This is a genomic window from Halococcus hamelinensis 100A6, assembly GCF_000336675.1.
In the GTDB taxonomy this organism is placed as follows: Archaea; Halobacteriota; Halobacteria; order Halobacteriales; family Halococcaceae; genus Halococcus; species Halococcus hamelinensis.
Window position 1 is genome coordinate 115,641 of record NZ_AOMB01000020.1, and the last position, 26,894, is coordinate 142,534.

Annotated in this window: 30 protein-coding genes and 1 pseudogene; 11 read left to right on the forward strand and 20 right to left on the reverse strand. The window is 67.9% G+C overall.

The window, feature by feature from the left end; all coding sequences use genetic code 11:
- The gene (locus tag C447_RS07145) at positions 1-1,035 is read right to left on the reverse strand and encodes an NAD(P)/FAD-dependent oxidoreductase (RefSeq protein ID WP_007692355.1); all 1,035 of its coding nucleotides are present in this window, start codon (positions 1,033-1,035) and stop codon (positions 1-3) included.
- Positions 1,036-1,239: 204 nt separating this feature from the next.
- On the opposite strand from C447_RS07145, the gene surE reads away from it, so the two are divergent.
- Positions 1,240-2,034 carry a 5'/3'-nucleotidase SurE gene (gene surE / locus C447_RS07150; RefSeq protein WP_007692357.1) on the forward strand — a complete coding sequence of 265 codons (795 nt, stop codon included), beginning with the start codon at positions 1,240-1,242 and terminating at the stop codon, positions 2,032-2,034.
- A 110-nt stretch (positions 2,035-2,144) separates the two neighbouring features.
- On the opposite strand, the gene C447_RS18130 is transcribed toward surE, so the two are convergent.
- Together C447_RS18130 and C447_RS07155 are read right to left on the reverse strand one after the other, a co-directional pair.
- Positions 2,145-2,309, reverse strand: coding sequence for an HEWD family protein (locus tag C447_RS18130; protein WP_007692359.1), 165 nt, complete (start codon positions 2,307-2,309; stop codon positions 2,145-2,147).
- A 104-nt stretch (positions 2,310-2,413) separates the two neighbouring features.
- Positions 2,414-4,045, reverse strand: a complete 1,632-nt coding sequence (locus C447_RS07155) for a catalase (RefSeq protein ID WP_272942153.1) — start codon at positions 4,043-4,045, stop codon at positions 2,414-2,416.
- 221 nt (positions 4,046-4,266) lie between these two features.
- Here C447_RS07155 and C447_RS07160 point away from each other — a divergent pair, with 221 nt between their 5' ends.
- From C447_RS07160 to C447_RS07170, 3 genes are all read left to right on the forward strand, one after another.
- Complete coding sequence (locus C447_RS07160; protein WP_007692363.1) at positions 4,267-4,821, forward strand: class I SAM-dependent methyltransferase; 555 nt, start codon at positions 4,267-4,269, stop codon at positions 4,819-4,821.
- A gap of 89 nt (positions 4,822-4,910) precedes the next feature.
- Positions 4,911-5,501 carry a class I SAM-dependent methyltransferase gene (locus C447_RS07165; RefSeq protein WP_007692367.1) on the forward strand — a complete coding sequence of 197 codons (591 nt, stop codon included), beginning with the start codon at positions 4,911-4,913 and terminating at the stop codon, positions 5,499-5,501.
- A gap of 67 nt (positions 5,502-5,568) precedes the next feature.
- Positions 5,569-6,348 carry an SDR family NAD(P)-dependent oxidoreductase gene (locus C447_RS07170; RefSeq protein ID WP_007692369.1) on the forward strand — a complete coding sequence of 260 codons (780 nt, stop codon included), beginning with the start codon at positions 5,569-5,571 and terminating at the stop codon, positions 6,346-6,348.
- A 15-nt stretch (positions 6,349-6,363) separates the two neighbouring features.
- Here C447_RS07170 and C447_RS07175 read toward each other — a convergent pair whose 3' ends face one another.
- Both C447_RS07175 and C447_RS07180 read right to left on the reverse strand, forming a co-directional pair.
- Positions 6,364-7,221 (reverse strand): alpha/beta hydrolase, encoded by an 858-nt coding sequence (locus C447_RS07175; RefSeq protein WP_007692371.1) that lies wholly within the window; start codon positions 7,219-7,221, stop codon positions 6,364-6,366.
- A gap of 69 nt (positions 7,222-7,290) precedes the next feature.
- Positions 7,291-7,746 carry a hypothetical protein gene (locus C447_RS07180; protein ID WP_007692373.1) on the reverse strand — a complete coding sequence of 152 codons (456 nt, stop codon included), beginning with the start codon at positions 7,744-7,746 and terminating at the stop codon, positions 7,291-7,293.
- A 102-nt stretch (positions 7,747-7,848) separates the two neighbouring features.
- On the opposite strand from C447_RS07180, the gene C447_RS07185 reads away from it, so the two are divergent.
- From C447_RS07185 to C447_RS07195, 3 genes are all read left to right on the forward strand, one after another.
- Positions 7,849-8,610 carry an NAD(+)/NADH kinase gene (locus C447_RS07185; protein ID WP_007692375.1) on the forward strand — a complete coding sequence of 254 codons (762 nt, stop codon included), beginning with the start codon at positions 7,849-7,851 and terminating at the stop codon, positions 8,608-8,610.
- Between the two features lie 23 nt (positions 8,611-8,633).
- A complete protein-coding gene (locus tag C447_RS07190) occupies positions 8,634-9,083 on the forward strand; it encodes a DUF7313 family protein (protein ID WP_007692387.1) in 450 nt (149 codons plus the stop codon).
- A 326-nt stretch (positions 9,084-9,409) separates the two neighbouring features.
- Complete coding sequence (locus C447_RS07195; RefSeq protein ID WP_007692388.1) at positions 9,410-10,303, forward strand: NAD+ synthase; 894 nt, start codon at positions 9,410-9,412, stop codon at positions 10,301-10,303.
- A gap of 10 nt (positions 10,304-10,313) precedes the next feature.
- On the opposite strand, the gene C447_RS07200 is transcribed toward C447_RS07195, so the two are convergent.
- The 8 genes from C447_RS07200 to C447_RS07235 are packed head-to-tail and all read right to left on the reverse strand — an operon-like array spanning position 10,314 to position 15,345.
- Positions 10,314-10,586, reverse strand: coding sequence for a DUF7314 family protein (locus C447_RS07200; protein WP_007692389.1), 273 nt, complete (start codon positions 10,584-10,586; stop codon positions 10,314-10,316).
- Complete coding sequence (locus C447_RS07205; protein WP_007692390.1) at positions 10,579-10,926, reverse strand: DUF7315 family membrane protein; 348 nt, start codon at positions 10,924-10,926, stop codon at positions 10,579-10,581. Before C447_RS07205 ends, C447_RS07200 begins: the two co-directional genes overlap by 8 nt.
- A gap of 4 nt (positions 10,927-10,930) precedes the next feature.
- On the reverse strand, positions 10,931-11,752 hold the full coding sequence (locus C447_RS07210) for a cytochrome b family protein (RefSeq protein ID WP_007692391.1): 822 nt from the start codon (positions 11,750-11,752) through the stop codon (positions 10,931-10,933).
- Complete coding sequence (locus C447_RS07215) at positions 11,752-12,546, reverse strand: cytochrome b (protein ID WP_007692392.1); 795 nt, start codon at positions 12,544-12,546, stop codon at positions 11,752-11,754. The genes C447_RS07210 and C447_RS07215 overlap by 1 nt, the downstream gene beginning before the upstream one ends.
- The gene (locus C447_RS07220) at positions 12,543-13,451 is read right to left on the reverse strand and encodes a cytochrome b (protein WP_029601926.1); all 909 of its coding nucleotides are present in this window, start codon (positions 13,449-13,451) and stop codon (positions 12,543-12,545) included. Before C447_RS07220 ends, C447_RS07215 begins: the two co-directional genes overlap by 4 nt.
- A 2-nt stretch (positions 13,452-13,453) precedes the next feature.
- Complete coding sequence (locus C447_RS07225; protein WP_007692394.1) at positions 13,454-13,843, reverse strand: DUF7318 family protein; 390 nt, start codon at positions 13,841-13,843, stop codon at positions 13,454-13,456.
- A 1-nt stretch (position 13,844) separates the two neighbouring features.
- Complete coding sequence (locus C447_RS07230) at positions 13,845-14,408, reverse strand: plastocyanin/azurin family copper-binding protein (protein ID WP_007692395.1); 564 nt, start codon at positions 14,406-14,408, stop codon at positions 13,845-13,847.
- A gap of 58 nt (positions 14,409-14,466) precedes the next feature.
- Entirely contained in the window at positions 14,467-15,345 is an 879-nt protein-coding gene (locus C447_RS07235; RefSeq protein WP_007692396.1) for a DUF7319 domain-containing protein, read from the reverse strand.
- 87 nt (positions 15,346-15,432) lie between these two features.
- On the opposite strand from C447_RS07235, the gene C447_RS07240 reads away from it, so the two are divergent.
- Positions 15,433-15,918, forward strand: a complete 486-nt coding sequence (locus C447_RS07240) for a DUF7321 family protein (protein WP_007692397.1) — start codon at positions 15,433-15,435, stop codon at positions 15,916-15,918.
- Positions 15,919-16,095: 177 nt separating this feature from the next.
- Here C447_RS07240 and nth read toward each other — a convergent pair whose 3' ends face one another.
- The 3 genes from nth to C447_RS07255 are packed head-to-tail and all read right to left on the reverse strand — an operon-like array spanning position 16,096 to position 19,061.
- Positions 16,096-16,779, reverse strand: a complete 684-nt coding sequence (nth, locus tag C447_RS07245) for an endonuclease III (protein ID WP_007692398.1) — start codon at positions 16,777-16,779, stop codon at positions 16,096-16,098.
- 51 nt (positions 16,780-16,830) lie between these two features.
- Positions 16,831-17,448, reverse strand: coding sequence for a DJ-1/PfpI family protein (locus C447_RS07250; RefSeq protein WP_007692399.1), 618 nt, complete (start codon positions 17,446-17,448; stop codon positions 16,831-16,833).
- Positions 17,449-17,489: 41 nt separating this feature from the next.
- Positions 17,490-19,061, reverse strand: a complete 1,572-nt coding sequence (locus tag C447_RS07255; RefSeq protein WP_007692400.1) for an SLC13 family permease — start codon at positions 19,059-19,061, stop codon at positions 17,490-17,492.
- A gap of 94 nt (positions 19,062-19,155) precedes the next feature.
- On the opposite strand from C447_RS07255, the gene mvaD reads away from it, so the two are divergent.
- The gene (mvaD, locus tag C447_RS07260) at positions 19,156-20,127 is read left to right on the forward strand and encodes a phosphomevalonate decarboxylase MvaD (protein ID WP_007692401.1); all 972 of its coding nucleotides are present in this window, start codon (positions 19,156-19,158) and stop codon (positions 20,125-20,127) included.
- Between the two features lie 427 nt (positions 20,128-20,554).
- On the opposite strand, the gene C447_RS07265 is transcribed toward mvaD, so the two are convergent.
- Entirely contained in the window at positions 20,555-22,780 is a 2,226-nt protein-coding gene (locus C447_RS07265; protein WP_007692403.1) for a CDC48 family AAA ATPase, read from the reverse strand.
- A 113-nt stretch (positions 22,781-22,893) separates the two neighbouring features.
- Here C447_RS07265 and larC point away from each other — a divergent pair, with 113 nt between their 5' ends.
- Positions 22,894-24,216 carry a nickel pincer cofactor biosynthesis protein LarC gene (gene larC / locus C447_RS07270; RefSeq protein WP_029601869.1) on the forward strand — a complete coding sequence of 441 codons (1,323 nt, stop codon included), beginning with the start codon at positions 22,894-22,896 and terminating at the stop codon, positions 24,214-24,216.
- 137 nt (positions 24,217-24,353) lie between these two features.
- Here larC and C447_RS07275 read toward each other — a convergent pair whose 3' ends face one another.
- Positions 24,354-24,839 (reverse strand): NUDIX hydrolase, encoded by a 486-nt coding sequence (locus tag C447_RS07275; protein ID WP_007692418.1) that lies wholly within the window; start codon positions 24,837-24,839, stop codon positions 24,354-24,356.
- A complete protein-coding gene (locus C447_RS07280; RefSeq protein WP_007692420.1) occupies positions 24,836-25,594 on the reverse strand; it encodes a hypothetical protein in 759 nt (252 codons plus the stop codon). Before C447_RS07280 ends, C447_RS07275 begins: the two co-directional genes overlap by 4 nt.
- 57 nt (positions 25,595-25,651) lie before the next feature.
- On the opposite strand from C447_RS07280, the gene radB reads away from it, so the two are divergent.
- Positions 25,652-26,347, forward strand: coding sequence for a DNA repair and recombination protein RadB (radB, locus tag C447_RS07285; RefSeq protein WP_007692422.1), 696 nt, complete (start codon positions 25,652-25,654; stop codon positions 26,345-26,347).
- On the opposite strand, the pseudogene C447_RS07290 reads toward radB, so the two are convergent.
- Positions 26,348-26,894, reverse strand: a pseudogene (locus C447_RS07290) (cytochrome c oxidase subunit II); the annotation flags it as partial.

The window sequence follows — 26,894 nt, forward strand, 5'->3', positions numbered from 1 at the left end:
TCACGCGTTCAGCCGGGCGGCCATCCGGTCGCCCGTCTCCAGCCCGCTCCGGAGCGCGAGGTGGACCCGTCCCTCGCCGGCCACCCAGTCGCCCGCGAAGAAGAGGTCGTGCTCGACCGCCCGGTCCAGCACGTCCCCGTCCACCGCGTCGTCGGGCTGGGCGAGCCGCCAGCCCTGTGAGTCCACCCAGTCGGGCTCCGCGAGCCGGTCGTCGTCGAGCAGGTCGGCGGTGGCGTCGGCCGCCGCATCCGCGATCCGTTCCGTCGATTCGGCGTAGCGCTCGGTCGACCACTCGGGGCCCATCTGGACGATCAGCAGCGATTCCCCATCTGGAACGTGTCCCGGTTTGCACTCCTCGCGCGAGAGCCAGCCGACGTCGTGCTCGCCCTCGGTGTTCACCAGCGCGTAATACGGACGATCGAGTTCGAAGGGGTAGTGCAACACCGCCGTGAGGGTAGTTCGGTACGGTACCTGCTCGATGGCGTCGGCGAGCGCCGTCCGAAGGCTCGCTTCCCACTCGGCCTCACGAACGAGGTCGGCGGTCTGCGGTGCGGGCGGAGTGAGGAGCACGGCGTCGAAGGTCCCCAGGTCCTCGCCGTCGGTATCCGCAAGCCGCCAGCGCTCGCTCTCGCGTGCGATGGTCTCGACCCTGGTACGGAGTTCGACGGTCGCGTCCGTTTCGTCGAACAACCGGGCCGCGAGCCGGTCGATCCCCTCGCGGTAGGTCCACTTCCGTTCGTCCGAATCCCGGCCCTCGCTGATGGTTCCCGCGCCGTCGAACGTCCAGACGGATTCCTCGATGTCGACGAGCCCGTCGGTATCCAGAACGTCGGTGACGAGGTCGGTCACGTTCGGGTCCTCGTCCTTGAAGTAGTTCGCGCCGTAGTCGTAGTGACAACCGTCCTCGTGGCGCGTCGCGGCCCGTCCGCAGACGCCGGTGCTCTTCTCGAAGACGGTAACGGTCGCCGCATCTCGGAGGGCGTACGCCGCCGCTGCACCCGCCGTGCCCGCCCCGACGACCGCGACGTCCGTCATGCGGGCTCACCCCGTCCGCGGGGCAGCGTCGCCAGCGCTTCCCGTCCGGTCCGTTCGAAACGCCGGTTCACCGTCGGGTCACGTCCCATGGTCGTCGGATCCGTGGACGACCCACATCACGATTGGGGAGGCGGCCATCGACGGTCGGCGCGACCGCACGGCCGCTAACGGTGTGTTTTTGCGACCCCCCACCGCAGACGACCCATGGACGTGCTCCTGACGAACGACGACGGCATCGAGAGCACGGGGCTCCGGGTGCTCGCCGACGCGCTCGCCGACCTCGGCGAGGTCACGGTGGTCGCACCCGCCGAGGACCAGAGCGCCGTCGGCCGAACCCTCTCCAAGCAGGTCACCGTCACGGAACACGACCTCGGCTACGCCGTCGAGGGCACCCCCGCCGACTGCGTGGTCTGCGGGCTCGGCACTCTCTGTCCGGACGTCGACCTCGTGGTCTCGGGCTGTAACCAGGGCGCGAACCTCGGCGAGTACGTCCTCGGGCGGTCGGGGACGATCAGCGCCGCCGTCGAGGCGACGTTCTTCGAGACACCCGCGATCGCGGTCTCGCTCTACATCCCGGGTCGGGACCTCGACTTCCACGAGTACGCCGCCCGCGAGAGCGAGTACGCGGAGGCCGTCCGCGCCACGACCCACCTCGTCGACGGCGCGCTCGATTCGGGGGTTTTCGAGGAGGCCGACTACCTCAACGTCAACGCGCCGATCCCCGAACGATGCAACGAGAGCGCGCCGTCGATGGCCGTGACCCACCCCTCCGACGTCTACGAGATGGGAGCCGAACACGAGGACGATGCAGTCGTCTTCCGGGACCGGATCTGGGGGCTGATGGCCGATGGCGACATCCCCGACCCCGGGGGTAGCGACCGTCGAGCGGTGGTGGAGGGCCGGGTCAGCGTCTCGCCGCTGACCGCGCCGCACACCACCCACCGCCACGACGCGCTCGATTCGCTGGCCGAGACCTACGGCGACGGCGACCCGGTCTGAGGTCGAAATGGTGCGTTTCCCAGACGGACTCATCGTAATGGTCGCCTCGGTGGACATCCCTTCCCGCTGTTGCTCCGAGCGGACGAACGACCCGCTGTAAAGCGCGTTCTCTAGAAAGGGTTGTACGTGCCGTTGATGTCCCACTCGTGGATACAGTGGGCCTCGCCCTCGTGTGCGATCCGCCAGTTTGTGTCCTCGTCGCTCCAGACGTCCTGCCGACCGCACAGCACGCACTCGCGCTCCTGGGGCGGTGAGAGGGGTTCCGATTCGCTCATACCACCGAATCGGCGGCAGCGGACATTAATCGTACGGGCATCGCGACTCGGTCCACAGCGGCGCTGTCGAGTGGGGAAAAACGGAAAACGGAGCCGAGGACCGCTCAGTCGTCGTTCTGGGTCGGTGGCTGGGGTTCCGGCTGGTCCTCGACGTCGATATCGACGAGGTCGTCCACGACGGGGGCGTCGGGGATCTCGTCTTCGACTTCGAGGAGTTCGTCGGCGATGATCGTCTCGGGGTCGAAACCGAGCCCCTCGGCGAGGCGACGACCGACGTCCGGGTCGGCCTTGAACCAGTGGCGGATCTGGCGTTTCTTGATCCCGTCCTCGCTCACGCCGTCCATGTCGCCGACGACGGCCTCGACGAAGCGGTCGCGTTCCGCGTCGTCCATGACTTCACGAAGGAGGTCGCCGGGCTGTTTGTAGTTGTCAATCCGTTCCCGGTGTTGATACCGGTCGGCGTCGCCGGAGACCTTGAGCGGGGGTTTCTCGACTTCGGGCTGTTCGACCGGTCCACGGAAGGAGTTCGGCTCGTAGTTCGGGCCGGCACCGTTGTTGTCGTCCATCCGCATGGCACCGTCCTGGTGGTAGTTGTTCGTCTCGGCGTTCTTCGGCTGGTTGACCGGGATCTGCTCGAAGTTCGAGCCCAGTCGGTAGCGGTGGGCGTCGTCGTAGGAGGGGATGCGACCCTGGAGCATCTTGTCGGGGCTGTGGGCGATCCCGGGGACGACGTGGGCGGGCGAGAAGGCCGCCTGCTCGACCTCCGCGAAGTAGTTGTCGGGGTTCTCGTTGAGCTCCATCGTCCCGACCTCGATCAGCGGGTAGTCGTCGTGGGGCCACACCCGAGTCAGGTCGAACGGGTTGATGTCGTACTCCTCGGCCTCTGCTTCCGGCATGACCTGGACTTTGAGGGTCCAGGTGGGGTAGTCGCCCGCCTCGATGGCCTCCCAGAGGTCCTGTTTGTGGTAGTCGGGGTTCTCGCCGGCCTTCTCGATCGCCTCCTCCTCGGTGAAGTTCTCGATACCCTGGTCGGTCTTGAAGTGGAGTTTGACCCAGTAGCGCTCGCCCTCGTCGTTGTAGAAACTCAGGGTGTGGCTCGAATAGCCGTTCATCGTGCGCCAGGAGGCCGGGATCCCGCGGTCCCCGAACAGCCACGTCACCTGGTGGAGGGATTCGGGCGAGAGCGACCAGAAGTCCCACTGGGGGGTCGGGTCGCTGAGGTCGTTCGCCGGCATCTTCTTCTGGGTGTGGATGAAGTCCGAGAACTTCGAGGGGTCCCGGATGAAGAACACGGGAGTATCGTTGCCCGTCATGTCCCAGTTCCCCTCTTCGGTGTAGAACTTCAAGGCGAACCCGCGCGGGTCGCGAACGGTGTCGGGCGAGCCGCGGGGGCCCGCGACCGTCGAGAAGCGCGCGAACATCGGCGTCTCCTTGCCGACCTCGGAGAACATGTCCGCCACGGTGTACTCGCTGATCTCGTCGTTCGTGACGGTGAAGGTCCCGTAGGCCCCGCCACCCTTCGCGTGGACGACCCGTTCGGGGATGCGCTCCCGGTTGAACTGGGCCATCTTCTCGAAGTAGTGGTAGTCGTCCATCAGCGCCGGGCCCTCGGGACCGGCCGTCCGCGTGTTCTGGTTGTTCGGGACCGCCTCGCCCGAGTTGGTCGTCAGCGGGTCGCGGTCCTCGCCGTCGAAGTCCGCCTCACCCATGTGATGTGTTGGTTCGTCGTCGGACATTTCGAATTCCTCTATCGCCACGTTGGGTACGCTGTCACAAAAGCTTGTTTCACGACCTGTACAGGTGTTCTTTCGACGGTTCGAGGAACGCTGTGAACCGACGACCCCGAGGCGGAGTCGTCGTAGTCGGAACGGCGACCGGAGTCGTCTCGCTGGGACCGTTCTCATCCCCGAAGTCGTGCGACGACAAGGCTAACCCGGGCGCACGCGTCGCCCCGGGTATGGGCTTTCACACGTTCCCGGTCGAGCGGGCCGACGACCTCGACGACGTCTCGCGGTACGCCTCGCTCTCGGCCGACGAACTGGTGTTCGCGCTCGACCCTGGCCCCGGAGCGACGGTCGCGGACCTCGGCAGCGGCGTCGGTTTCTACACCGACGACGTCGCGCCGTTCGTCGGACGGCTATCTGCGGTCGACGTCCAGCCCGCGATGCACGAGGCCTACCGCGAACGCGGCGTCCCCGAGAACGTCGACCCCGTCACCGCGGGGGTCGACGACCTCCCGTTCGCGGACGACGAGCTCGATGCCGCGTTCTCGACGATGACCTATCACGAGTTCCACAGTGAGGAGGCGCTCGACGAGACCGCCCGAGTGCTCCGGCCCGACGGACGACTCGTGCTCGCCGACTGGACCGCGACCGGTGAGGGAGCCCGCGGCCCGCCGGTCGACGAGCGGTTCAGCGCGGCGGACGTCGTCGACCACCTCGAATCCCACGGGTTCAGGGTCGAGCGCGCCGACGACCGCCCCGAGACGTTCCTGGTCACCGCACAGGCCTGAGACCGACGCGCGGAAGCCACTCGCCACGCCGGTCCGGTGGTCGTCGCAAACGCCGGCATAGCTATCCGTGGATCGAGCGTACGAATGGTATGGGTGCAGGAGAAACCGGGTTCGACGACGCGTACGACGGCACGCCGCCGTGGGACATCGGTCGACCGCAGCGCGAGATCGTTCGCTTGGCCGAGGCGGGAGCGATAACCGGTGACGTCCTCGACGTGGGTTGTGGAACGGGCGAGAACGCTCTCTGGCTCGCCGAGCATGGCTACACCGTCTGTGGCGTCGATGCCGCCCCACGAGCGATCGAGAAGGCCGAGCGGAAGGCGACCGAGCGCGGGGTCGACGCGACGTTCCTGACCCACGACGCGTTCGCCCTCGGGACCCTCGACCGACGGTTCGATACGGTGGTCGACTGCGGCCTGTTTCACGTCTTCTCCGGCGACGAGCGCGTGTCGACGTACACCGACGGACTCCACACCGTGCTTCGACCGGGCGGTCGATGCTACGTCCTGGGGTTCACCGGACGCGAACCCGACCACCAGGGCCCCTCGATGACCAGGGCCGAGGTCCGGGCGGCGTTCGGGGACGGCTGGACGGTCGAGACCATCGACGAGGTGGCCTTCGAGACCAACTTCGAGTCGGGCGAGAGCCCCGCCTGGCTCGCCACGGTCACCCGTCGCTGACCCGGCGTCCAGCGAAAGCGATCCACGAAGGCGAATCGCTTTGTCGCTGGTGTCCGAGGGGGGAACCATGACCGTCTTCGATGCGTTCAGTCTCGACGGCCGAACGGCGATCGTCACCGGCGGCAACCGTGGCATCGGGCGCGCCATCGCGACCGCGCTCGCCGAGGCCGGCGCGAACGTCGTCGTCGCGAACCGGAACGAAGCCTCGGGCGCGACCGCCGCCGAGGAGATCGCGGAGCGGACGGGCGTCGAAACCCTCGCGGTCGAGTGTGACGTCGCCGACGAGGCATCGGTCGAGGCGATGGTCGAAGCGGCGGTCGAGCGCTTCGGGACCGTCGACGTGCTGGTGAACAACGCCGGGATCGTCGTCCACGAGGCGATGGAGGGGATGACCCTGGAGGAGTGGTACGCGGTCATCGAGACGAACCTCACCGGGACCTTCCTCTGTTCGCGCGCGGTCGGTCGCGAGATGATCGCGGGTGAGGGTGGCGTGATCGTGAACGTCTCCTCGATGTCGGCGTTCATCGCCAACCACCCCCAGCGCCAGGTCGCCTACAACACCTCGAAAGCGGGGTTAGAAGGGTTCAAGAACCAGCTCGCCTCCGAGTGGGCGGAGTACGGTATTCGCGTCAACAACCTCGCACCGGGCTACATCGACACCGACAACGCCGACCAGGCCAGCGAGGCCGTCGCGGACGCCGCCGACACCTGGCGCGAGGAGATGCTCCACGACGCGATCCCCGCGCCCGAGACGCTCGGCCCGACGGCGGTCTACCTCGCGAGCGACGCCTCGGCCTACATGACCGGCGAGACCGTCGTGCTCGACGGGGGCTACACGGTTCGCTGACCGGGCGGGCTGCCCTTATTCCTCTATCAGGTCGAGTATCGCCGAACAGAGTTGGCTCTCGGGGTCGAGGAAGCCCTCGATAGCGGAGTAGTGGTCGGCCCCCGGCTGTGGCAACGACCGACCGTCGAGGCCGTGGTCCCGCCACGCGGTCAGGAAGTCCGCCGACTGGCGGCGGAGTTCGGCGGATTCCTCTTCTCCATAGGTGACGATCAGCGGCGGCGCGCGGTCGGGAAGGTGTCGGATCGGGCTGTGCTCTCTGACTTCCCGCCAGGTGAGCTGGAGCTTCGGCTGGAGCCAGGTGTAGGGGAACGGTTCGAGGTCGTAGAGCCCGCTGACCGCACACGCGCCCTCGACGAGGTCGGCGGGCTTTCCGTAGTCGTCCTCCCAGTCGGTGGACAGCAGGCAGCCGGTGAGATGGCCGCCGGCGGAGTGGCCCGAGACGAACAGTCGGTCGGGGTCGCCGCCGTACTCCGCGATGTTCTCGTGGGTCCAGACGAGGGCCGCACGGGCCTGGCGCACGACCTCGGGGACGGGAACGGCGGGACAGAGCGCGTAGTTCATCACGACGGTCGTCACCCCTTCCGAGACGGGTCCTCGGGCGACGAAGCTGAAGTCCTCGGCGTGATTGCTGTGCCAGTACCCGCCGTGGACGAAGAGGAGGACGGGCGCGTCGGCGCGGTCGGCGGGGAAGATGTCGAGCCGTTCGGGGACCGTGGGACCGAACGAGACGTCGCGGTGGACGTCGAGGTCGGCGCGGGCCTTTCGGCTCTCCTCGACGTAAAATTCGGCGTACGCGTCCGATTCGTCGTTTCGTTCGCCCACGTCGTACTGCGCGTCGAGCTCCGCCTGGGTCTCGAACTCCCGATAGAGCATGAGTTCGCTACCCGACGACCGGTGTTCAGTGTTGTGCGGGTTCGGTGTCGCGTGCGCCGAGAACGGCGGTCAGAAGTCGGGGAGGTCGTCGGGGGCCTCGTACTCGGCCTCCCAGTCGATGTAGTCGGCTTTGAGCACGTCACAGACCTCCTGGCCGAGTTCGGTGAGGCCGGCGTTGATCGACGACACCGCGTTCCAGGAATCGAGGTCGGGGTGGATGTCGCGTTCCTTCCAGTCCTCGGGGAGGCCGGGCGCGTGATAGCCCACGCGGTCGGCGAAGTCGTCCCAGAAGAAATCGAAGCGCTCGACCAGCCCGAGGTCGCGGACGATGGCGAACTCCGCCGCCGTCATCCCGGTCTCGGCAGCCCACGCGGTGAACGCCTCCTCCCAGGCCCCCTCTTCGAGGAACGCTTCGAGTTCGTCGCGTCGGTACTCGTCGCCGCCCACGTCGGCGTCTTCGTAGGCGTCTGCGTCGACGCCGGATTCCAGGGTCGGCGGTGACGGGGTTTCGACGGCGAGGGACATGGGGAAGGATGGTGGCCGCGCCGAATAAGCGTTCCCCGACCCGCCGGGGAGGGCTGCCCCGAGTCCGCAGTCTTTTGCCCCATCGGCGGTAACGATCGACGAATGACTACCAGCGGGCGGGAGCCGGAGGGGGACCGGCCCAGCGTCGGGGTCGTCGCGCCCGGACGCGAGGCCGGCGGGGTCGTCGACCGGGTTCGCGACGTCGCCGGGGACGTCCGCACCGGACCCGCGGCCGCCGACGCCGGAGCCGTGGTCGCGGTCGGCGACGCCGCGCTCGCGGAACTCGCGGCCGCCGGCGCGTCGACACCCGTACTCCCGGTCGAAACCCGACTCGACTCGCCGGGCGACCCCCTCGAAACCGGGATCGAGCGGCTCCTCGCCGGCACGGACGACCTCCGGGAGTACCCGGTGCTCCGAGTCGAGACCCCGGCCGAGGAGGGATACGCCCTCTTCGAGGTGGCCCTCGTGGCCAACGAGCCGGCGACCATCTCCGGGTTCTCGGTCGCGACGGCGGGCGGTACCGACGACGCCGATCCGCTGGCCCGGTTCCGGGCCGACGGCGTGACGGTCGCGACGCCGGCCGGCAGCCGCGGTTACGCCCGCGCCGCCGGCGGTCCGGTGATCGCCGCCGGCACCGACGCCGCGGCGGTGGTCCCGGTCGCGCCGTTCTCGACCGACCCCGACCACTGGGTCGTCCCCCTCGCGGCCGTCTCGGTCACCGTCGAGCGCGAGGTCGACGTGGCGGTCACCGCCGACGGCCGCCCGCTCGGGACGGTCCCGCCGGGCACCGAGGTCGACCTCGTTCGCGACGGCGTCCTCCGGGTCGTCGCGCCTCATGGAACCGAAAAATCAGAAACCTTCTAAAGGTATCCCGTAGAACGTTCGGTATGATCCCGCTGTCGGTGTTCGGGCCGGTGGATTCGCTCCTCGCGGGGAGCGACCATCCGCCGATCGTCTTCGTGCTGGTCGTGCTCGCGCTCGCCAACGTCGTCACGCGGGCGGTCGCCCACCGCTCGCACGTGAAGCAAGCCAGCGAGGGCGGCGCGGACGCCATCACGCAGCACCCGGCCCACATCGCCACCACCCTGTTGCTCGTCCTCGCCTCGTTCTACCTCGCGACCGTCGAACTCCACTCCGGGATCGTGATCTCGGTGCTCGTCGTCGGGACCTTCATCGCCGACTTCTTCGAGATCGAAGCCCGCCGGGTCGAAGTCCGCAACGACCGCCCCCTCGGTCGACCGAGCGGGGCCATCGCGGCCTCGGTGCTCATGGTGCTCTACGCCGTCTACATCTCGCTGTTCTTCGTGGTCTCGCCCATCTGGAACGCGGTCATCTGACCCGCCGATCCGGCCCTCGATCGGTCTCATCGTCCAAACGCCCGTAGCGCCCGCCGTGCGAGGCGTCCCGTAGCGCACTTCCACCGGGGACCGTCGCGAGGTGTCGATGGTGGCTCGGCTGTACCCTCCTCCTCCGAACAGATCGGAAGAAATCGGATCTTTCTACCTATTTCCGTCGAATTGCAACCGAACACGGCGACCGTATGATGCCTTCGAAGGCTTTTTGCTGTGTCATACGCCAACTACGAGGGTGACGAGTGTAAGATACACAGCGATCTGCCCGGATCCAACGCCCCCGTTCCGATATCGTGGTCAGGGGGTCGGGGATGATTAGCGCGGTCGACCGCCTCCCGACCGCGTCGTTCACGACCGACGAGGCGGGCCTTCGCTCGCACGCAGAGCACATCGAGACGTTCATCGTCGAGACGGTCGGGGAGGCGGGGGCCGACGGGGTGGTCGTCGGGATGAGCGGCGGGGTCGACTCGACGCTGACCGCGACGCTCGCGGCCGAGGCGCTCGGCCCCGACCGCGTGACGGCGCTCGTTCTGCCCTCGCTCGGGAGCGGCGACCGCCACATCGAGGACGCCGAGGCGGCCGCGGCGGACCTCGGGCTCGACGCGACCACGATCGGGCTCCGGCCGCTGGTGGACATGTTCGAGGACGTGGTCGCCCCACGGGTTGGCGACGACACCGACGACCCCGCGCTCGACAACGCCACCGCCCGGCTCCGAATGACGTGTCTCTACTACGCCGCCAACCACCTGGGTCGGCTCGTCGTCGGCACCAGCAACCGGACCGAACTCCTCTGTGGCTACTGTACCAAACACGGCGACGCCGCAGCCGACCTCCGGCCGCTCGCCGGCCTCTACAAGACCGAGGTTCGGGCGCTCGCGAGCCAGGTCGGGGTCCCCTCCAACATCGTTCGAAAGCCCTCGACCGCCGACTTCCGACCGGGACAGACCGACGAGGCCGACCTCGGCGCGCCCTACGGCCTGCTCGACATCATCCTCCACGAACTCGTCGACGAGAACCTCGGCGTCGAGGGCACCGCCGACGAGCTCGGCCTCGACCCCGAGACCATCGCGAGCTACGCCGACCGCCACCTCGACAGCCGTCACAAACGCCGTCAGCCCCCGAGCCCGTCGTTCGACAGGCCGGGAGAGGGCGAGCTGTTCCACGAGCTCGAACACACGACGGACCGGTCGGAAACCCGGCGATAACGGGGCCGACTCAGGACGACTGCCGGTCGCTCCAGGCCGACCGGGCCTGCCTGGCGGCGGGGATCACGACCCAGAAGGTGAGCGCGCCGAAGACCGCGAACCAGAACAGCGCCTCGCGGGCGGTGAGCGCGAGCCCGCCGTAGAGGCTCCCGAGGTCGGGCGAGGGGGCGATGAGCTGGGTGGTGCTCTCGAAGCTCTCGGTGTTGTACCAGCTCGAGAGGACCAGCCACCCGAACAGCCCGCCACAGAGCGCGAACAGACCCTTGACGAATTCGTCACTCATTCGTGAGGGATTCGTCGCCATCGTCTTGACTGTTTCCCATCCCCGGGGTCCGAAACCGCGTTCCGAGAACGTAGATCCCCGCGCCGAACCCGATCAGGGCGAGCCCGAGGAGGGCGAGCACGAGCGAGAACGCGCCCCCGTCCGCCCCGGGCAGCCCGAGGAGGTCGAAGACCACCGCGAGCGGGCCGACCGCGGCGGTGGCGGCGTCGAGGAACCCAAAGCCCGCGATCACGAAGACGATCGCGAACAGGGTCGAGAAGACGGTGATGGCCTTGTAGACCCGGAGCGGGACCGTGATCTCGCGCGGGCCGTCGGAACGGGAGGTGTCGGTTGGACTCACGAACTCAACGCGGCGGGCGGAGCCGGTAGTACCGTCGGTTGAGCTCGTACATGTAGCCCTCGCGCATCGTCCGGAGCACGGCGTAGGTGATGAACCCCGCCACGAACGGCAGGAGGAAGGCGAGGTCGAACAGGAGGTGGGAGTCGATCCACGTCGGGACGAGGTTCTTGACCGCGAGCGCGCTGATCATCACGGCGAACACGACGCCGAACACCCCGACCGACGCCCAGAACGGCTGCTCGACGGGCCGACGCGCGCTCCCCTTGTTGAGGAAGGGGACGATGGCGATGATGCCGACGACCACGAGGTTGGCGAGCACGCCGAACGTGGAGTCCTGCATCAGCTTCTGCCCGCCGAGCACGGCGAGCTCGGGGTTGAGCGGCCCGAGTTTCAGGAGGCCGAACGACCAGTAGAGATACCAGTCGGGCAGGATGATCGCCGGGGTCGTGCTCGGGTCGGCCGGCGGGGCGATGTGCGGCGGGAGCGCCGCCGCGAGGAAGAAGATCATCCCCACGAAGAAGCTGGTCAACGAGAGGTTCCGGATCATCTCGTGAGGCCAGGTCGGGAAGGCCAGCACGTCGCGCTCGACGTAGCTGGAGTCGGTCCGGAGGTCCTGGTCCTCACGTCGCGAGCGCTCGAAGTACTCGTAGGTCAGCCGAGGTAGGCCCTGGCGGCGCTCCTTGCGTTCGCCCCACGTCGGCGTCTCGTCGTCGGGCGCGACGATCCCCGCCCCGTCGGCGACGGGGTCGGGTCCCGAATCGTCGGTCGCTTCGTGCTCGTCGTCGGGTCGGTTCTCGGTGTCGTCGGTGGTGCTGTCTCGGGTCATTAGTGTGGCTCCGCGATCCCCTGCATCCAGACGATCCCGATGTGGACGGCGATCAGGCTCGTCACCACGAACGGGAGGAGGAAGACGTGGAGGATGTACATCCGCATCAGGGTGGCCTGGCCGAGCGCGAACCCGCCGAAGAGGAGCTGGGCGACCCACTCACCGATGAACGGGATGCTCAGACTCATCTCGACACCGATCTGGCCCGCCCAGTAGGAGAGCTGGTCCCACGGCAGGAGGTAGCCGGTGTAGCCGAAGACCATCGTGAGGCTGATGAGGACGATCCCGAGGACCCAGTTGAGCTCGCGGGGTTCCTTGTAGGCCCCGGTGAAGTAGACCCGGAGCATGTGGAGGAAGACCGCGGCGGTCATGACCTGGGCCGACCACCGGTGGAGGCTCCGGAGCATGAACCCGAAGTTGAGCTCGGTCATGATCATCGTGATCGAGCCGTAGGCCGCCGTGGGGTCGCCGGTGGTCGCGGGGGCGTAGTAGAAACCGAGCAGCGCGCCCGAGAGCGCCGCGACGATGTAGGCGATCGTCGAGAAGCTCCCGAGCGCGTAGAGGGGATACCAGTACCAGAACTTGTTGTCGAGGTTGTACTGTTCGGTGTGGCTCTTCGGGAGCTGCATGTTGACCTTGTAGTAGAGCGATTCGAGGATCTCGAGGTAGTCGACGATCCGCAACCGCTTGTCGAGCCAGAGCAACACCGTGAGGTAGGTCTCCTCGATCGGGGTCAGCTCCTTTCCCTCCATCCAGTCGGCGTGGTCGCCCTCGTCGCGGGGTTCGAGGCTCACTCGCCCTCACCCGAACTGGTTTCCTCCGAGCCGCTCTCTTCTTCCTCGCCCGCGTCGTCCGGCCGTGGGAGCGCGGTGAACTGGATGCGCTCGATACTGAAGGGGTCGTAGGCCGACTGGTGACACGGACAGTAGACCTCGTTCGCCGCGCCGAAGCGCGCGCTCTGGTCCGAGGACTTGAACCCGGGGACACAGCAGAAGTGGGTACACTTGTTGAGCCACGCGATGAACCCGTCCTGGGTGCTCGCGTTCACCCACTGGGCGTTCTCGCCGCCAGCGGCGAGCTCCTCGATCCGGGTGCTCCGGAGGACCTGTATCGGGATCGTCTCCTGCGGGGAGAGGTCCTGGGAGCGCCAGGTCGCCATCGCGGGTTTGCCGACGCCGGCGGTACCGATCTCGTTGTTCCAGGTCTCGTAGTCCTCGAAGTCGCTGACGTTGAGTCGGTCGCCCGCGCTCAGGTCGCTCATCCACTCGTAGCTCGACGACTCCGCCACCCGGAAGAAGTTGTCCTGGTCGGCGTCGGGGACGAGCCCCGGGTAGGTCTGGACCCCGCAGTACTGGAACCACTCGCTGGAGTAGGTGTAGCCACCGAGCTGGCTCTGGGCGGTGCTGACTTGCTCGCCGTTGACCGTTCGAGTCCGAACTTCGGGCCAGACGCCCTTGAGGTAGCCCTCGTCGTCGATCTCGATCGGGATCTGGGGCATCGGACGCGGGGCCGGTCCCGCGGTGTTCTCGATCCCGAAGTACTGGGTCGCGCCACCGCCCTGTCCCGACGAGGAGGTGGCGAGCTGGATGGTGGAGGCACCCGTGATGCCCGTCGCGCCGAGCGCCGAGGCACCCACGACTCCCTTTACGAACCGCCTGCGTCCCGATTCGGATGGATAGTTGTCTTCGTCGTCTGGCATGGTTATCGCTTGTAGTAGGGGTGGATCGCGCGCTTGATGCTCTCGGCCATCCCTTCGGAGGTCGCGCCGACCCCGTCGACCTGGTCCTCGCGGATGTAGAGGTCCTCCCACTTGCGCCGGCGTTTCTTCACGATCATCACGTCGGGGAGGAACTCCTTGCGGTAGAGCAGGAGGATGAACGCGAGGTCGATGAACACCACCGCGAGGACCCCACCGAGGAACATGTTGCCGAGCTCGATGGTGCCCCAGGCGTTGATCAGCCCGTAGGCGAACAGGCCGACGAAAACCACTTCGACCAGCGTCAGCAGGACGATCGCGATCGCGGCCGCGGTGCTCTCGCGGGCGGGTTCGTAACGATGGATGTCGCCGTAGGAGCTTCCGGAGGAGGACATCTCAGCTCCCCCGCTTCGCGTTGGGTGATTCGCCGTACTTCACGACGAAGAAGGTGTAGACGAGCGAGACCGCCATCATCAGCAGGGTCGCGATGCCGACGAAGTGAGCCTGGATCGGCACCCCCATCTCCTCGGGGTCGACCTCGGTCGCGGCCGCGCTGGCGCTCGAACCCCCCTCTTGGACGATGACGGTACCGACCATGCCGACCCCCTCGTGGGGCGCACAGTGGTAGGGGAACTCGCCGGCCTCCGGGAAGGTGTGGCTGAAGGTGATGTCGTCGCCGTCCTCGGGAGGGCCGGAGTTGAACGCGCCGTCGTCGGCGACGACGTTGTGTGCGCCACCCTGGCCGGTCCACTCCCAGGTGACGGTGGTTCCAGGTGCGATCGTAAGCTCTTCGGGGTCGAACGACAGCCCCGAACCCGAGCCAACCGCCACCGTCTCCGAGCCACCGCCGCCACCCCCGCTCGCGTTGCCGCCGCTCTGTTGGGCGGCGGCGGTTCCGGTGGCCGCGGCTGACCCGCCCGCGACGGCGCTCGTTGCCACCAGGAAATCCCGCCTATTCATACGTGATCGACCACAGGGCCGGGCTCGCATAAGTCCACCGGATACGGCCATCCGGTAGCTACGCTGACGGGACCGAGTCGTCGGCTTCCTCGCCACGATTTCCGGGGTCGGTACGCGGGTCGTCGGCCCCCGCAGGCCGACCGGGACCGTCGTCGCCGTCTCCGTCCTCGTCGTCCTTCGAAGCCGGCTCGCGGTACCGCGCCGGGAGGAACTCGGGGCGTTCGTCCGAGCCGACCGCGCGGAGCCGGTTGCGGTACTCCTCCGACCGGAACCGGTCCGAGAGCCGCGCGTTCGCGACCTGGAGGAAGAGCAGGAGGGAGAGCCCGACGAAGACGATCCCGGCCACCGGGGCGAAGATGGTCTCTACCGGGACTATCACCCACGCGAGAACGAGCCCCACGCCCGTGAGGAACTGAGCGGCGGCCACGACCTGCAACATTCGGTTGCCGAGTTCGCCGGTTCCCTCGGAGACGTCCTCGGGGTCGGGGAGCAGCGCCCCGTCCGGCGGCGGTGTCGGGATCTCGTAATCGTGCATCGAACACAGCGCGACGGTGGGTTTTACGTCTCTGAGTACCGTGCCCCGCCCCTCGACGCTCCCGTCGGGATGGACCACCGCGTAGCCCTCGTCGGAGTACGCGAGCAGTCCGTCGTCGACGCGTTCGAGCCGGGCGAAGACGTCCCGGTCGGCGATCCGGCTCCGGAGGTCGGCCTCGACCCGGCGGAGGAGCCCCTCGCCGGTGATCCACGTCTCGGCGTCGAAGGCCGCCTCCCACTCCGCCTGGCTCATCCGGGCCATGTCGTTCGGCCCGAACGAATCGAAGTCGTAGCGCTCGGCGACCTGCTGGCGGAGCTCCTCGTCGGCATCGTCGCCGGCACGAACGTCGGCCTCGCCCGGGTCGTCGGCCCCGCCCGCAGACGGTGGTCGGGAGTCGGCCATCGGCTCGCGTAGGTCGCGGGCGGGGTTAGATGTTGCGACCGGAACGGGTTCGGCAAGGCTTTAGCGCCCACGCGGTGGAGGTCGTGTATGCTGGGGCTGACCGACGCGGCGATGGCGACGGTCGCCGCGGTCGCGGTCACGGTCAGCTTCCCGTGTTTTCTCTACGGCGCGTGGATCATGCTCGAAGCCGAAGCCGTCACCTGGGGCGTGCTCACCTACCACCTGAAGTTCATCGCCGTCGGGCTCACGCTCACCACGGTGCCGCTGGTGGGCTGGATGCTCCCCCGCCTCGGCGACCAGCTCGGCGGCGCGTCGGCGCTCCACGCCTTCCTCGGGCTCCAGGCCTACGCGATGCTGGCGTTCGGGTTCACGGGTATCGTCCGGATCTTCCGGGCGAAGCGCGAGCACAACCTCTATCACGACTACGACGAGGACGTCCTCCTCTCGGAGATCGGCTCCGAACGGATGGACCACTGGCGGGGTCGGCTCCGGGTCGGGGTCTTCGGCTACGTCCTGTTCTGGCTGCTGGCCTACCTCGTCGGTATCGCACGCTACGCGCTCCGATACCTCTGAATCGATCACGAACCACCGAAAAACCGACGGTCCAGCCGGGAACCGTCGGGTGATGCCACGAGAACGGCTGCAGCCTGACGCTGCGTTCGGGTCGAGCGGTGGGGAACTGAAAGTAGCCCCCGACCGTTCACCGAGTTCGAGTGCCGAAACGGGTCGTAACGATCCGAAACGGCGACCTCACCACGCCTCGCCGCTCGCGAGGTCGACGGCCGAATCGAGTTTCGAGGAGGGACAGATGGCTTCGAGCACGCAGTCCTCACAGTCGGGGTTTCGCGCGGTGCAGGTCTCGCGGCCGTGGCTGATGAACAGGTGTGTCGAGGCCTGCCAGCGTTCCTCGGGGAACAGCTCCATGAGTTCGCGTTCGATCGTTTCGGGGCGGTGCTCCTCGGTGAGGCCGAGCCGGCGCGAGAGGCGCTGGACGTGGGTGTCGACCACGACACCCTCGACGACGTCGTGGGCGTGCTGGAGCACGACGTTCGCGGTCTTGCGACCCACTCCCGGGAGCTCGGTGAGGTCGCCCATCGTGTCGGGCACCTCGCCATCGTGTTCGTCGACGACCAGCTGGGCGGACTCGCGGATGTAGCTCGCCTTGTTGTTGTAGTACGTAATGGAGTTCAGTGCCTCGGCGAGTTCGTCCTGGGGCGCGTTCGCGAAGGCCTCGGGCGAGGGGTAGGTCTCGAAGAGCGTCTCGGTGGTCTCGTTCACCCGCTCGTCGGTACACTGCGCCGAGAGGATCACCGCGACGAGGAGTTCGAACCGGGTCGAGAAGTCGAGCGAGATGGTAGTGTCGGGGTACTCGGCTTCGAGCCGGTCGAGCACCGCCGTGGCCTGGGCCTCGCGGGAGTCGAGCGGGGTTCCCATGCCCGGTCTGTGACCGACCGGGCTTTGAGGGGTTCGATCCATCGAACGGAGCTACGCCGACCGGTGTACCTCGCCGGAGCGCTCGTACTCGAGTTCGTCAGCGACGGCCTCCGCGATGTCAGCGCTCGCCTCCCGCTCGACCAGCCAGAGCGCGAGGTCGAGTCCCGACGTGATCCCGCCCGCGGTGAGCACGTCGCCCGCATCGACCACACGGGCGTCGACCACCGCCGCGTCGGTGTCGCGGAGGTCCGCAAGCGCGCCGTGATGGGTCGTCGCTGGGCGGCCGTCGAGCAGGCCGGCGGCGGCGAGGATCATCCCGCCCGTGCAGACCGCGGCTATCGTCGTGCCGTCGCGGTGTCTGTGGACGAGTTTCTCGGGGAGCGCTCCCTGGGATTGGGCCCACGCGCCGCGGTCCGCGCGGTCGTTCCAGCCGCCGCCGGGTACCACCACGAGGTCGGGGTCGAGTCCGTCGAGGCTGCCGTCGGGTTCGACGACGGTCCCGTGGCTCGCGGTCACGCGCTCGACCGATTCGAGGGTTCGCAGCGAGACGTCGAACGCGGCCCCGTGGTCGGCGGCGGTGGCGAACACTTCGTAGGGGGCGATGGCGTCGAGTTCGTCGAAGCCGTCGTAGAGCACGACGGCGACCGATTCGATCGTGGATGCGTCCATGTCGCCGAATCACCCGACCGGGAGAAAACCGTTGTGCCGGGTCAGAACAGCACGACCGGCCAGACGTAGGTGAACAGCAGCACGAACAGCCCGGTGAGGACTATCGTCATCAGGACGTTGAGTATCAGCCCCGCCCGGAGCATGTGGGACTGGTTCATGTGGCCGCTCCCGAAGACGATGGCGTTCGGCGGGGTCGCGACCGGGAGGGCGAACGCGAAACTCGCCGCGACGGCCCCGCTGACGGCGAGCACGATGCCGGCGGCGGGTTCGGTGACGCCGAGGGTGCCCGCGAGCACCCCACCCAGACCGATGAGGATCGGGGCGATGATCGTCGCGGTGGCGGTGTTCGAGGTCATCTCGGTGAGGAAGATCACCGAGAGCACGATCACGCCGACCACGATCACGATCGGCATCCCCACCAGCGAGCCGAAGACGGTGTCGGCGAACCACCCGGTCGCACCGGTGGCTTCGAGCGCGTCCGCGAGCGCGATGCCGCCGCCGAAGAGCAGGATCGTGCCCCAGTCGATGTCCACGAGGTCGTCCCAGTCGGCGGTGTCGGCGAGCACGAGCGCCGGGATCGCGTAGAGCCCGACCATGACGTAGTAGAGCACCCCCTCGTGACCCGTGAGCCCGCCGAAGATCGTCGGTCCGCCGTCGGCCCCGAAGACCGTGTTGAAGATAGGTGTCGGGATGAGCCCCTCGAAGACGAACCCGAGTCCACCCACCACCCACAGCACCGCCGTCACGGTGAAGATGACCGCGACACGTCGCCCGCGGGTGCTGAGTGCGCCCTCCTCGCGGAGGTACTCGCGGGCCTCCTCGCGCGCACCGCTGACGTCGGTGACGTCGGGCGGGTAGAGCCGGAAGGTGAGGACGTACCAGACGATCGGGAGGGTGATGATCACGACCGGGAGCCCGATGAGCAGCCAGTCGAAAAAGGAGAGCCGGTAGCCGAGGATCGAGTTGAGCTGGGCCGCGACGATGGCGTTCGGGGGACTCCCGATGAGGGTGCCGACCCCGCCGACGCTCGCGGCGTAGGCCGTCCCGAGCAACGTGGCGATCTGCATGTTGGAGAACGCTTCCTTGTCCTCGCCCTGTTCTTCGATCTCGTCGCGGCCGATGACCTGGGCGAGCACCCCGAGCGCGATGGGGGTCATCATCGCCGTGGTCGCGGTGTTCGAGACCCACATCGAGAGGAAGGCCGTGGCGAGCATCACCGCGAGCACGAGGAGGCGGGCGGAGGCACCGAGGCGGGCGATCATCCAGAGCGCGATCCGGCGGTCGATGTCGTACTTCTGGAGCGCGTTCGCCAGCATGAACCCGGCGATGAACAGGAAGATGAACGGATCGGCGAAACCCGCGAGCGCCGGGTCGAGCGTGGGGTAGACCCGGAGGGTCGTCAGGAGTGCGGGGATCGAGAGCGCCGTGACCGCCAGCGGGAGCGCGCCGGAGACCCAGAGCACCGCCGCGAAGTAGGTCGTGGCGACCGCGAACTGGCCGCGCAACGAGAGGCCGGCGGGCGAGGGCGCGAGCGCGATGGCCCCCGCGCCGACGATGGCGACCGCGAACAGGAGGAGTCGACCGCCGGCCGTGTCGCGTCCGGGGAGATTCATCCTCGGATGCTCCTCGGGCACCCACCTAAAAGTGATGGTCGTTCACGGTGTCGGGATTCGGGACGTTTATTCGGGCGTCGACCGCCCTCTCGGTATGAAAGCCACCGCGCGAGCACACCCGATCCAGGGGCTCGTGAAGTACCACGGGATGCGCGACGACGAGCTTCGCCTCCCCTACCACGACTCGATCAGCGTCTGCACCGCGCCGAGCAGCACCACGACGACCGTGGCGTTCGACGAGAGCCTCGACGAGGACGCCTTCGTCATCGACGGCGAGGCGGTCGACGGGCGGGGTCGCGAGCGGGTCGAGAGCGTGGTCTCGCACGTCCGCGACCTCGCGGCCCTCGATACACCCGTGCGCTTCGAGAGCGAGAACGACTTCCCGACGAACGTCGGCTTCGGGTCGTCCTCGTCGGGCTTCGCGGCGGCGGCGCGGGCGCTCTGTGCCGCGGCGGACCTCGACCTCTCGCTCCCCGAGGTCTCGACGGTCGCCCGGCGCGGGTCGGCGTCGGCGGCGCGGGCGGTCACGGGCGGTTTCTCGGACCTCCACACGGGGCTCAACGACACGGACTGTCGGTCCGAACGCATCGAGAGCGACCTCGAAGACGACCTCCGGATCGTGGGCGCGCTGGTGCCGGCCTACAAGGAGACCGAGGAAGCCCACCGCGAGGCCGCCGAGAGCCACATGTTCGAGGCGCGACTCGCCCACATCCACGAACAGCTCGCGACGGTTCGTGACGCCCTCCGGGAGGGGGACTTCGAACGGACCTTCTCGACCGCCGAACACGACTCGCTCTCGCTCGCTGCGACCACGATGACCGGCCCCGCGGGCTGGGTCTACTGGCAGCCGACGACCCTCGAGATCTTCGAGACCGTCCGTGACCTCCGCGAGGGGGGCGTCCCCGTCTACTTCTCGACGGATACGGGCGCGAGCGTTTACGTCAATACCACCGTTGAAAACGTCGACCGGGTCGAAGCGGCCGTCGCCGACTGCGGGGTCGAGACCCGCGTCTGGGAGGTCGGCGGGCCGGCGCGCGTGCTCGACGAGTCCGAAGCCCTGTTCTGAGAGAGCCGGTCACGACCCGACTTTTGATTGCGGCGGCGGGATGGGACGGGTTGGCGCGCGCTCGCGGTCGGTGCGAACGGCGAACGAAGTGAGCCGTGAGCCGAGCGAACGAGGAGTGCAGTCGGCTGGGGAGGCTCGTGGCCGTCGCAGGGCGGTGGCGGAGGCGGAGCGGTGCTGTGGAGCGGTTGCGGCGGTTGGCAAATGGTTGTACCGCGAACGAGCCGTAGACGAGTGAGTGGGAGTTTTAGCGTACCTTTTTGCGAGCAGCGAGGGATCTTCGGTCCCTCGTCTCTTGGAAAGCGAAGCTTTCCAATGATCGGGAAATCTCCGATTTCCTTCGACAGGCGAACGGGCGCTCCACGCCCGTGAGCAGAGAACGGTGTGGTTCGAGAGAGCGAAGCGAGCACACCCAACGAAGTAAAAAGTACTATTGGAAGCCGATCCGCCCGCCGCTCCGGCCGCGACCGGGGTCGCTCGCGCCGCCCTTGAACTCGTCCTCCATCTTGTCGTAGTAATCGAGGATGTCCTCGGTGATCGTGGGTCGCACGGATTCGAGCGCCCCGCGGAAGTGGCGCATCTCGACCGTGTCGGCCTCTGGGTCGTCGCGGAGCGCCTGGATGGCGGCCTCGCGCGCGATGGATTCGAGGTCCGAGCCGACGTAGCCGTCGGTGACCTCCGCGATCTCGCGCAGGCTGACGTCGGCCGCGAGCGGGGTCGCCCCGGTGTGGATGTTGAGGATCCGCTCGCGGCCCTCGACGTCGGGCTGGCCCACCATGACCAACCTATCGAACCGGCCCGAGCGAATCAGGGCGGGGTCGATCATGTCCGGTCGGTTGGTGGCGGCGATCACCATCACGTTCTTCATGTCCTCCAACCCGTCGAGTTCGGTGAGGAGCTGGTTCACCACGCGCTCGGAGACGTTCGAGCCGACGTCGCCGCCCCGGGCCGGAGCCAGACTGTCGAGTTCGTCGAAGAAGATGACTGTCGGACTGACCTGCCGGGCCTTCTTGAACGTCTGGCGGATCGCCTTCTCCGATTCTCCGACCCACTTCGAGAGGAGCTGCGGCCCGCGAACCGAGATGAAGTTGGCGTTGGTCTCGTTGGCGACGGCCTTCGCCATCAGGGTCTTGCCCGTGCCGGGCGGCCCGTAGAGCAACACCCCCGCGGGCGGTTCGATCCCGAGCCGGGAGAACCGTTCGGGGTTCGAGAGCGGCCACTCGACCGACTCCTTGATCTCGCCCTTCGCGTCGTCGAGCCCGCCGACGTCGCCCCAGGAGACCTTCGGGAGTTCGACCAGCACCTCGCGCATCGCGCTCGGGTCGACCCCGCCGAGCGCGCCCTCGAAGTCCTCGCGTTTGATGATCATCCGGTCGATCAGGCTCGGCGGGATCGACTCCTCGTCAAGGTCGATCTCCGGGAGGTACCTCCTGAGAGCCTTCATCGCCGACTCCTTCGTCAGGGACTCGATGTCGGCCCCGACGAACCCGTGGGTCTCGTCGGCGAGGTGTGAGAGGCTCACGTCGTCCGAGAGCGGCATCCCGCGGGTGTGGATCTGGAGGATCTCCTCGCGGCCGCGTTCGTCGGGCACGCCGATCTCGATCTCGCGGTCGAACCGGCCCGGCCGCCGGAGCGCGGGGTCGACCGAGTCGACGCGATTGGTGGCGGCGATCACGATGACCTGACCACGACTTTCGAGGCCGTCCATCATCGTCAGGAGCTGGGCCACCACGCGCCGCTCGACCTCGCCGGTGACGTCCTCACGCTTGGGCGCGATCGAGTCGAGTTCGTCGATGAAGATGATCGATGGGGCTTCCTCCGAGGCGTCCTCGAAGATCTCCCGGAGTTGCTGTTCGCTCTCCCCGTAGTACTTCGAGATGATCTCCGGGCCCGCGATCGAGAAGAAGCTCGCGGAGGTCTCGTTGGCGACGGCCTTCGCCAGCAGGGTCTTGCCCGTGCCCGGCGGCCCGTGGAGCAGTACGCCCTGGGGCGGCTCGATCCCCAGCTTCTGGAAGATCTGGGGGTGTTTCATCGGGAGCTCGACCATCTCGCGGACGCGCTGGATCTCGCTCTGGAGCCCGCCGATGTCCTCGTAGGTGATCCCGCCGCCGGTCTTCTCGAAGCCCGAGATCGGTTCCTCCCGGAGTTCGACCTCGGTGTCCTCGGTGACGAGCGCCACGGCGTTCGGCTGGGTCTCGACGGCGATCAGCGGGATCGCCTGGCCCGGCGAGCGCATGAACGGGTGGTTGGTCGAACTCATCACCGGCACGATGTCGCGCTCGACGACCGGCCGTTTCAGGATCTGGCGTTTGACCATCCCGGCGGCGTCGCTGCCGAACTGCACCGAGGCGTCCTTCGGCGGCGCGAGCACGAGCTTCTCGGCCTTCTCGGTCTCGGCCTTCCGGATCTCGACGCGCTCGCCGATGCTCACGTCGGCGTTCTGGCGGGTGAACCCGTCGATGCGCACGGTGTCGGTGTTCCAGTCTTGACGGTCCGCGCGCCAGACCTTCGCGGCGGTGGTGTCGCCGCCTTCGATCTCGATGATGTCTCCCGGCGAGAGCTTGAGATGCAGCAGGGTGTCGGGGTCGAGGCGGGCGATGCCCCGGCCCGAATCGTTCGGGTAGGCCTTCGCCACCTCCAGTTGGACTTCGTTCATGGTCGGGAGGGGATACCAACCATCGGGTGTTGGCGGAGTTATGCCTTTTGCCTGTTCGGACTCTTCACCCGAGCGACCGGACGGTTTTTCGCCCCCGCCCACCCCCATCCGATATGCGAACGCTGGCTTTCGACGGGCGGATGGGCGCGAGCGGCGACATGGTCTGTGCGGCACTGATCGCCGCGGGTGCGGAGCCCAGCGTGCTGGAGCCCGTCGAGGAGGTACTCGACGTCCGCTACCGGATCGGAACCACGGCGAAGAACGGGATCACCGCGACGACGGTCGACGTACTCCTCGACGACGGGGGTCAGGACCGAGACGAGCACGGAGACGAACACTCGCACGGCGATCACGACCATCCCCACGACGGGCACGAGCACTCACATGGCGAGCACGGCCACTCTCACGGCGACCACGCGCACGACGGACACACCCACGCGGAGGGTGCGGGCCCGTCCCGGAGCTACGCCGAGGTGGTCGAACTGGTCGAATCGATGGGGCTCCCCGCCGGCGTGGGAACCGACGCGAAGGCGGTCTTCGAGGTCCTCGGGCGGGCGGAGGCGGCGGTCCACGGCACCGACCTCGCCGAGACCCACTTCCACGAGGTCGGCGCGGACGACGCCATCGCGGACGTAGTGGGCGCAGCGCTCCTCCTCGACGACCTCGACGTCGAGCGCGTCGTGACGACCCCGGTCGCGACCGGCGGCGGCGAGGTCGAGATGAGCCACGGAACCTATCCGATCCCGACCCCCGCCGTGGTCGAGGTCGCCGAGCGCGCGAGCTGGGCGCTTCGCGGTGGGCCGGTCGAGGCCGAACTCCTCACGCCCACGGGCGCGGCGATCCTCGCCCACTTCGCCGAGGGTGTCGAACGGCTCCCGACGCTCGACCTCGATGGGTCGGGCTACGGTGCCGGTGACAAGGACTTCCCCGAGCATCCGAACGTGCTCCGCACACTGGTCGGGGAGGGACGGGGGAGCCTCACACCCGACGAGATCCGGGTGCTCGAAACCACGCTCGACGACGCCACCCCCGAACTCCTCGGCGGGCTTCACGAGAGCCTGAAGGAGGCGGGCGCACGCGACGTCTCGGTGTTCCCCACGACGATGAAGAAATCCCGGCCCGGCCACCTGGTCCAGGTCATCGTCAAACCCGAGGACGCAGAGCGGGTGGCGCGAGAGCTCGCCGTCGAGACCGGCACCCTCGGCGTGCGCGAGACCGGCGCGCGACACCGCTGGATCGCCGAACGCGCGTTCGAGACCGCCGAGATCGAGGTCGATGGGACGACGTACGAGATCACGGTGAAGGTCGCCAGCGACTCGGCGGGCGAGGTCTACGACGTGAGCGCCGAGTACGACGAGGCGACCGCCGTCGCCGCCGAAAGCGGGGTGCCTGTGCGGGAAGTCATGCGGCGGGCGGAGAACGTGGTTCGGGAGTAGCGTTCACTGGCTCTCTCGCCACGCTTGACGCGCGTCGAGCGCCGGTTGGTGGAAATCGAGCGTCCATTCGGGCACGTCTTCGACTTCCCAGTAGTCGAGTGCTGCACCCTCGTGCGATAGTTGAAGCGTGCCGCTCACTACTTCACACAAGTAGAGTAAGAGGACGTGACCGGAGGGTTGAGCGGGTTCGGATCCATGAAGTAGGCGTTGACCACTTCGACCGTCTCCACCGTGAGACCCGTTTCCTCTCGCGTCTCGCGTACCGCCGTCTGGTCGGGTGGTTCGAGCGGTTCGACTGCTCCACCGGGAATGTCCCACGTTCCGGCGACGTACGTCGAATCCTCTGGACGTTGCATCAGCAGTATTCGCCCCTCGTCGTTGAAGACCGCGGCTTTGACCCCGACGTTCGGCGTGGCGTAGCCGAGGTTCGCCGCGAGCCGTTCCCTGGTCTCCTCGGGAGGTAGTTCGACGGCCTCCGCGTAGTACTCGCTGACGAGTTCGAGCATCCGTTCGTAACGCTCCCGGTCGTACGGATCGTCGGCGAAGAACAGGCCCGCTTTCGCCATCACTCGAAGCTCGTCGAGCAACGGGAGGATGTCGATGGTCTCGCGGTCGTCCGTCATGAGTCTCGGTGCTCCGCGAGCGCTTCCTCGATCGTTAGCTCGCCGGCGGCCACCTCGCGTGCGAGTACCTCGTCGATCTCCCGGTTCGTTGGGGAGCGCTCGCGTGAGCGCGCCTTGATGACGTCGAGTTCGCCCGCGGTGGGCTCGATCGTGCGCTGGGTGACGCGCTCGCCCGCGAGCCGTGCGATGTTGACGGCGGCGAGCACGTCGCCCATCCCGCGTGCGCCAGTGCCGAGGTGGGGTGTGGTGCCGGTCTCGTCGACGAGTTCCACGGGCATATCGAGGTCGTCGATCAGCGACGCGCCGACGATGCGCGCCCCGTCGCCGATCCGTACTATCGGGTCCACCGCGTCGGCGACCTCGTCCTCGATCACACCAGGGGCGTCGGCGACCGGTACCTGAAACGCCGCGACGCAGACCTCGCCCGAGAGCACCGCGATCCCGGGTTTGTTCCCCGGATCGACGCCGATCACCGTCCGCCCCCCGTCGCGCACGACCGACAGCGCCGCGTCGACCCCCTTCCGCGGCGCGTCGGGGTCGGCCTGCACGAGGTCGACCTCGCTCGCGTCCTCGGGTCGCGGGTCTTCCTCTGCACCCGCGATCACGACACGGGTCCGTTCGGGCAGGTCGTCGCCGGGTTCGACGGTAGTGAAGGCGACCCCGCGGTCGCGGAGCTCGGCGACGACCCCGTGGTAGAGCGCGAAATCGGCGGTGGCGACGACGATCACGTCCCGTGATCCGACGTCGGGGCGCATAAATTCCGACCCCTTCCGGACGCGACCACTTTTGGTGGGTGGGGGAGAAGCCCGGGCGTGAGCGACCCGATCCCGACGGGCTGTCCCCCGATCGACGACCTCCTCGGCGGCGGTCTTCCGCGCGGAACCGTCACGCAGGTCTACGGCCCGCCCGCCGCCGGCAAGACCAACCTCGGTCTCTCGGCGGCCATCGAGACTGCCGTGGCCGGCGAGACCAGCTACTACATCGACACCGAGGGGCTCTCGGTCGACCGATTCGAGCAGCTCGCGCGGTCGCGTTCCGACGACGTCGAGGAGCTCTCGTCGCGGATCGTGATCGCCGAGGCGCTCGACTTCGAGGAACAGGAGGAGGCCGTTCGGGACGCCGAGGAGCTCGCCGACCGAGCCTCGCTGATCGTCCTCGACAGCGCGACCGGCTTTTACCGGCTCGAACGCAGCGCGAACGACGGCGGCGAGGCGCTCCGGCGGGTCGGCCGGCAGGTCACCCACCTCCTCTCGCTGGCCCGTCGGTACGACCTCGCGGTGCTCGTCACGAACCAGGTGTTCGCCGACCCCGAGTCCGAGTCGGGTCGACCGCGTGGGCTGGGCGGCAACACCCTCGCTCATCTCACCGGAGTCATCCTCCGATTCGAGCGGTTCCGCGCGGGGAACCGACGGGCGACGCTCGAAAAACACGCCGCGAAGCCCGCCGGCGACACCGCTCGGTTCGCGATCACGGGCTCGGGGCTCGAAGCCGTCGAAGAAGAGGCCTAATCAGTTCGCGCGCGCCGGGACCGGTGCGGCCGAGACGTCGGATTCCGTCGCGTTGCCGGCCGACGAGTTACCCGAGGAGCTGTTCCCCGAGGAGTCACTCGACGAGCCGCTGTTGAGGGTGTTGCCGCTCGAGCGCTGCTCTTGGAGCCACGACTGGTACTCGTTCTGAGGGAGCACGGTCATGTTGGCGAGCATCCGCGAGTGGCCCGACCCGCAGTACTCCGCACAGTAGAGCTGGAAGCTCCCGGTCTGGGAGATGTTGGTCTGTATCGTGTCGTACTGCCCGGGGATGGTGTCCTGTTTCAGCCCGAGCGCCGGGACGTGGACCGCGTGGAGCACGTCGTCGGATATCACGTGAAGGTAGACTTCGGTGTTCGCGGGGACCACCAGCGTGCCGGACGAGGTGACGTTGTCGTCGGGGTAGTTGAACGTCCAGCCCCACTGGTAGGCCCTGACCTCGACCTGCGCCGCGTCGGGCTCGGTCGGGGCGATCGCACCCGAGACGTCCGGCTGTGTCACCGCGGGCTGTATCTGCTGTTGGGCCTGC